At 61.7% G+C, this 6,278-nt stretch carries 4 protein-coding genes; all 4 read left to right on the top strand.

Translation table 11 applies throughout. The features are described 5' to 3' along the window. The first annotated feature begins 571 nt into the window (after positions 1 to 571). The 4 genes from PMI22_RS04360 (at position 572) to PMI22_RS04375 (ending at position 6,247) form a co-directional block, all read left to right on the top strand. Entirely contained in the window at positions 572 to 1,759 is a 1,188-nt protein-coding gene (locus PMI22_RS04360) for an acyl-CoA dehydrogenase family protein (RefSeq protein ID WP_007948454.1), read from the top strand. A gap of 77 nt (positions 1,760 to 1,836) precedes the next feature. Beyond that, complete coding sequence (locus PMI22_RS04365) at positions 1,837 to 2,859, top strand: ferredoxin--NADP reductase (RefSeq protein ID WP_007948453.1); 1,023 nt, start codon at positions 1,837 to 1,839, stop codon at positions 2,857 to 2,859. A 31-nt stretch (positions 2,860 to 2,890) separates the two neighbouring features. Continuing rightward, positions 2,891 to 4,507 carry a FadD3 family acyl-CoA ligase gene (locus tag PMI22_RS04370; RefSeq protein ID WP_007948451.1) on the top strand — a complete coding sequence of 539 codons (1,617 nt, stop codon included), beginning with the start codon at positions 2,891 to 2,893 and terminating at the stop codon, positions 4,505 to 4,507. A gap of 93 nt (positions 4,508 to 4,600) precedes the next feature. Then, positions 4,601 to 6,247 carry a DUF1302 domain-containing protein gene (locus PMI22_RS04375; protein WP_007948450.1) on the top strand — a complete coding sequence of 549 codons (1,647 nt, stop codon included), beginning with the start codon at positions 4,601 to 4,603 and terminating at the stop codon, positions 6,245 to 6,247. Positions 6,248 to 6,278 lie beyond the last annotated feature (31 nt).

Here is a 6,278-nt window from a genome sequence, read left to right as displayed (position 1 = left end):
GGCTCGGCATGCCCTCGCTCCGGTCCTGCTCCGTGGGCCCGCCGCCATCGGCCATCCATGGCCGAGGGCGGCGACCGCGGCATCCCTGCCGCGGTGCCCACTGCGCAGAACCTCCACTCGGCCTCTCGAGGGGGCAAGAAGATCACAAGCCAAAGCAAAAGCGAGGCGGCCTGACAGCCGACCTGATTACGGGACCTGTCTACGATCCAATTGTGGGAGCGAGCCTGCTCGCGATGTAGTTTCAGATAACGCGATCCTTCAGACCGGGCGCGATATCGTTGACGGCCATCGCGGCGACCCACTGAGCAATGCAGGAGTGAGGGTATGCTGAGCCTGGTGGGGCAAGAGCCTTTTGGTTACTTTTGGCTGGGCCAGCATTCCGGTTCTTCCAAAAGTGACCCGCCGTAAGGGCCGAACTTTAAGCCGCCGTTACCGAAGAAACGGATAGGTACCCGATAACCCTAATACCCCAGCCACCCCTAGTCCGCTTTGACGATGAATGATTGCTCGCTCGATCCGATGATCCATCTCAACTCGCGCAGTGGCGCAGTGAGATCGGGAGAGTTGAGTGATGCACAGCATGCGAGAAAAGACCCAGGACGAACGTGATCTGATTGAACGTGCGCGGAGCCTGGTGCCCGCCCTCAAAGCGCGCACGGCGCAGGCCGACAAGGACTTGAAGGTGCCGCAGGAGAGCGTCGCCGAGCTGCAGTCCGCCGGCTTGTTGCGCGCCTTGCAACCAAAGGCGTTTGGTGGATATGAAGTGGACCCGCGTACCTTCTTCGAAATCCAGACCATCCTCGCCGAGGGTTGCATGTCCACCGCCTGGATCTACGGCGTGATGGGGGTTCACCCCTGGCAACTGGCGCGTTACCCGATCGAAGCGCAGCGCGAAGTCTGGGCTGATGACCACAACGCACTGATCTGCTCGACCTATATGCCAGCGGCCAGGGTCACGGTGGTCGAGGGCGGTTACCGCATCAGCGGGCGCTGGGGTTTTTCCAGCGGCAGCGAGCACTGCCAATGGGTGTTTCTGGGCGGGATCCTGCCGCCCGATGGTGAACTGGCAGCCGAGCACGGCACCTTCCTATTGCCACGCAAGGACTATCAGATCGAACGCAATTGGGACGTGATGGGACTGCGCGGCACCGGTAGCCATGACATCGTGGTCGAGGATGTCTTCGTCCCTGCCCATCGCGTGCAGCGCACCAATAACTGGACCCTCGAAGCGACGCCCGGGCGCCGAGTCAACACCAACCCGATCTACGCGATCCCGTTCGCCCAAGTGTTCTCCCGCGCCGTCTCCACCTCGGCCATCGGCGCCCTGCAGGGCGCGATCAACGAGTTCCGCGACAATGCCGCCAAACATATCGGCAAGCACGGCGCCCGTACCGCTGACGATCCTGTGGCGCAAACCGCCGTTGCCGAAGCGATGATCACCGTTGACAGCCTGCGCCTGGTGCTGGAGCGCAATTACGAGCACCTGATGAGCCTGGCCCGCGTCGGCGAATACCCGGATACCGAAACCCGCCTGTTGTATCGCTACCAGTCGGCCTACGTGACCAACATTTGCGCCGAACGGGCCAACGACCTGCTACGCAGCATGGCCGCTTCGGGCTTGTACAACACCAATCCGGTGGCGCGGCTGTTCCGCGACCTGCACCAGGCACGCGGGCACATCGCCAACAATTACATGGCTTACGGGCGCAGTTACGGCGCAGTGATGCTGGGCCTGCCCAATCCAGACCCTTACGTCTGAGGCCTGCCGCCCGTTTCGACTCCTTGGGTTTACACCTGCCTGTGATCCACGGGCAGGTTGTCATGAGTAGCTGATCTATGAACAATTATCTTGCCCTGCGCGTGGCGCAAGTGATCGAGGAAACCGCGGATGCGCGCTCCCTGGTATTCGACGTACCGGAGCATCTGGGTGAACGCTTCCGCTATCAACCCGGACAGTTCCTGACGTTGCGAGTGCCGTTCGAGGACGGCTGGCTGCCACGTTGTTATTCATTGTCGAGCACTCCATTGCTGGATGAGCCATTGCGGGTAACGGTCAAACGTGTGCATGAGGGACGTGCTTCGAATTGGCTGTGCGGCGAATTGCAAGCCGGCCAGACCCTGGAGGTGCTGCCTCCGGCCGGGGTGTTTGTGCCGCGCAGTCTCGACGGCGACTTGCTTCTGTTTGGCGGCGGCAGCGGCGTGACCCCAGTGCTGTCGATCCTGCGTTCGGCGTTGCTGGCGGGGACAGGCCGGATCCTGCTGATCTATGCCAACCGCGATGAGTCCTCGGTGATCTTCAAGGATGAACTCAGACACCTGGCCAGCGCTCATCCGCAACGCCTGCAAGTCGTCCATTGGCTCGATTCAGTGCAGGGCATCCCGAGTGTCGGGCAACTTGCCGAGCTGGCGCGGCCCTTTATCGATGCCCAGGCATTCATCTGTGGTCCGGCCCTGTTCATGGATGCGGCCGTCAGCGCGCTCAAGGGTCTGGGCATTCCGGATCGCCGGGTGCATGTCGAGCGTTTCGTCTCGCTGCCCGGCGAAGGCGAACTGCCAATGGCGGCCAGCAGCGAGGCGGCAGTGGCCGCGCAGTTGGCAGTGCACCTGGATGGCGAGGACCACCACCTGGCCTGCGACAGCGGCGAGACCGTGCTGGCCGCCATGGAACGTGCCGGTCTCAAACCTCCCAGCGCCTGCCGTGTCGGAGGCTGCGCCTCGTGCATGTGCACGCTGGAAAGTGGTGACGTCGAGCTGCTGCACAACGATGCACTGGATGCGGGCGATCTGGCCGAAGGCTGGATTCTTGCCTGTCAGGCGGTGCCCACCAGCGCGCAACTGCGTATCCGTTTTCCAGCATGAAGCCCTCAATGATGCCAAGCCCGAGCCCACGATGAATCAGAGCCTGAACCTAGTCGCGCCCCTGAGCGCCGCCCCTGTCAACTTTGCCCAGTTGGTCTTTAGCAGTGCCGAACGTTATGCCGGTCGCACTGCCATCGATGACAATGGCCAATGCATCGACTACGCCCAACTGCCCGAGCGCGTCATGGGTTTTGCCCGGGGCTTGATGGCCCTGGGGATCCAGGCCGGTGACCGGGTCGGTATCTGGGCGCCGAACAGTGGTGACTGGATCCTCGCCGCGCTGGGCATTCAGTGCGCCGGTGCGGTGCTGGTACCAATCAACACTCGAATGAAGGGTCTTGAGGCCGCCGATGTGCTGGAACGCAGCGGCTGCCGGCTGTTGTTTGTCCCGCAGCGATTTCTCGATGTCGATTACCCGGCACTGCTCGCTCCCCATCGACCGGCCAGCCTCCAGCACCTGGTGATACTCGATGGCGACACGCCCGGGTCGGCTGCGGACCTGACGCTTGCACAGTTTCTGAGTGGTGCAGCGACCATCGATGCCGACAGCGCCAGACACCGTGCATTAGCGGTCGACCCCGAGGCCATGTGCGACCTGTTGTTCACTTCTGGCACCACCGGCAAACCCAAGGGTGTGATGAGCGGCCATGGACAGAACCTGCGAGCCTTCACTGAATACGTCAAGGTCATCGGCCTGGTGCCGGGTGACCGTTACCTGATCGTAAACCCGTTCTTTCATGCTTTTGGCTACAAAGCCGGCTGGCTGACCTGCCTTATCGGCGGAGCGACCATCCTGCCCCATTCGGTGTTCGACGCAGAACAAGTGTTCCAGCGCATCGCTCGTGAGCGCATCAGCGTCTTGCCCGGTGCGCCGACACTGTACCTGTCGCTGCTTGCGCATCCGCGGCTCAAGCAGACCGACCTGTCGAGCCTGCGCATCGCGGTGACCGGTTCGGCGAGTATCCCGCCGAGCCTGATCGAACGCATGCGCAACGAGCTGGGGTTTGCGGTGGTGACTACCGCCTACGGCCTGACCGAATGCGGCGGCCTGGCGACGATCTGTGACCCACAAGACTCGGCGCAGGTGATCGCCGGCACCAGCGGGCGGCCGATTGCCGGCACCGAAGTGAGCATCCGCGATCCGCATAACCAGGCGCTGGACGCCGGGCTTACCGGCGAGATCTGCCTGCGTGGCTTTCACATCATGCAGGGCTATTTCCAGGACCCCGAAGCGACCCGCGAAGCCATCGACGGCGAAGGCTGGTTGCACACCGGCGATGTCGGGCGCCTGGATGAGGCGGGCAACCTGATCATCACCGACCGGCTGAAGGACATGTTCATCGTCGGCGGCTTCAACTGCTACCCGGCGGAAATCGAAGCGGCACTGATCAGGCATCCGGCGATTGCCCAGGTGGCAGTGATTGGCATTGCCGATGAGCGCATGGGCGAAGTCGGATGTGCCTGCGTGGTGCTGCGCGAAGGGGCAGAAGTCGGCGAGGCGCAATTGATCGCCTGGAGCCGTGAGCAAATGGCCAATTACAAGGTGCCGCGCCAGGTGCGTTTTTTCAGTGCCTTGCCGCTGAACCCGTCGAGCAAGGTCGCGAAGAACGAACTGCGCTCAATGGTGGCCCGCAGCGCTCAAGCATGAGAAGCGCTCATCTCACCAAACGGACGATGTGCGCGAAAGCGGTTTTTTTCATGCTGTGGCCACACAAGCCCAAACAATAAAAAGGAGATGAGCATGGTTACCCGAAACTTTGTTCCGCGCAGTCCGGGGAGAATGATCGATGGGCGTTGCCTGTTGGCTACGGCCATCACAGTCGCCAGTGCCACGGCCAGCGCTGCGCCGACCATCGAGCTGGGGGAAAACACCACCCTGGATTCATCGCTGACGGTCAACTACACCGCATCCATGCGTACGGCCAAGCAGGCCAGTCAATACCTCAATGACCCGAACAACGACGACGGCACGCGAAACTTCAAGCGCGGTTCGTTGATCAACAACCGCCTGAGTCTGTTCGGCGAACTACAACTCAAACACGACAACCTCGGTGCGGTGCTGCGCGGCAGTCAATTCTATGACGATGTCTACAACCAGAAAAACGCCAACGACTCGCCGCAGACGGTGAACAAGACCGGCCACAACGACGGTTTCAGCGACGAAACCCGTCGCCTCAGCGGCAGCATGGCGCGACTGCTCGATGCGTATGTGTATGGCAACTTCGATGTCGGCGAAACCCAGTACCTGTCGCTCAAGGCCGGACGGCACCTTGTCGCCTGGGGCGAGAGCCTGTTCTGGGCCAACATCAGCCAAGGCCAGGCTCCGGTGGACGCCACCAAATTCAACGTGCCGGGTACCGAGGCCAAGGATTCATACCTGCCGGTGGGGCAGGTGTCCGGGTCGTGGTCGCTGAATGAAGACCTGGCTCTGGTGGGCTACTACCAGTACGAGTGGGAAAAAACCGATCTCAACCCTGTTGGCGATTACTTCGGCAGCGATACCTTCGGTCCCGGTGCCGAGTTCTATCGTTTGGGCAGTGGGGTAGTCGACAGCCTGCCCAACGGCCTGGCGGTCAGTTATGCCGGTGAAAAAGACGCCAGCGACGGCGGCCAATGGGGGATGGGCGTGCGCTACCGAATCACCGAGAACACCGAAGTGGGGCTGTTCCACTACCGCTATAACGAGCGCATCGGCTCATTGTTCTTCGACTTCAGTGGCACAACCCAATACTCGTCGCTCAAGGGCATTGGTCATGTTGGAGGCGCGCCGAGCTATCGCCTGGGCTACTTCGAAGACGTCAAGCTGACGGGGATCAGCTTCAGTTCCAAGGTCGGCGACTCGGTGCAGTACGCGGGTGACCTGAGCTACCGCGATGGCGCCTCGGTCTACCTGAACAATGGCGCGCCGACCACCGGACAAATCTGGCAAGGCAACCTCAACGCAATGTACATCCTCGGCCCGAGCCTGCTCGCCCAGCAGACCACCTTCATGGGTGAAGTGGTGCATCAACACATCGATGGGGTGGACAGCTTGACCATCACCGGAGGCGGGGCTGGCGTGGACGGCACGTTCGACCAGTTCAAGTCGAAGACCCAGACCCGAGGCTCGAGCCTGCTGGGCGTTGGTGTCTACATGGACTACCCGTCCATCGCCAACGGCCTGGACTTGAGCACCAAGGTGGTCTGGACGCAGAACATCGACGGCAGTGCCTACCAGGGCCTGGGGCGCGACGAGAAACGGCTGACTGTGGGTGGTGACTTCAAGTACCTGGGCAACTTTCAGGTCGGCATGACCTATATCGCCTACTTGAGCTCCCCGGATGTCGCCCAGGGCCGGTTGTTGGCTGATCGCGATTACCTGTCGTTGAACGCTAAATACACCTTCTGAAGATCATCGCTGCGTCGCGATGTGGTGACGC

Source organism: Pseudomonas sp. GM21, assembly GCF_000282215.1.
Lineage (GTDB): Bacteria > Pseudomonadota > Gammaproteobacteria > Pseudomonadales > Pseudomonadaceae > Aquipseudomonas.
The sequence above is the reverse complement of the archived record's forward strand: the minus strand, read 5'-3'. Positions and strand labels throughout refer to the sequence as shown.

Excerpts from the sequence above, each read along its gene's own strand:
- PMI22_RS04360 (WP_007948454.1), top strand. The coding sequence starts at position 572 with ATGCACAGCATGCGAGAAAAGACCCAGGACGAACGTGATCTGATTGAA.
- PMI22_RS04365 (WP_007948453.1), top strand. The coding sequence starts at position 1,837 with ATGAACAATTATCTTGCCCTGCGCGTGGCGCAAGTGATCGAGGAAACC.
- PMI22_RS04370 (WP_007948451.1), top strand. The coding sequence starts at position 2,891 with ATGAATCAGAGCCTGAACCTAGTCGCGCCCCTGAGCGCCGCCCCTGTC.
- PMI22_RS04375 (WP_007948450.1), top strand. The coding sequence starts at position 4,601 with ATGGTTACCCGAAACTTTGTTCCGCGCAGTCCGGGGAGAATGATCGAT.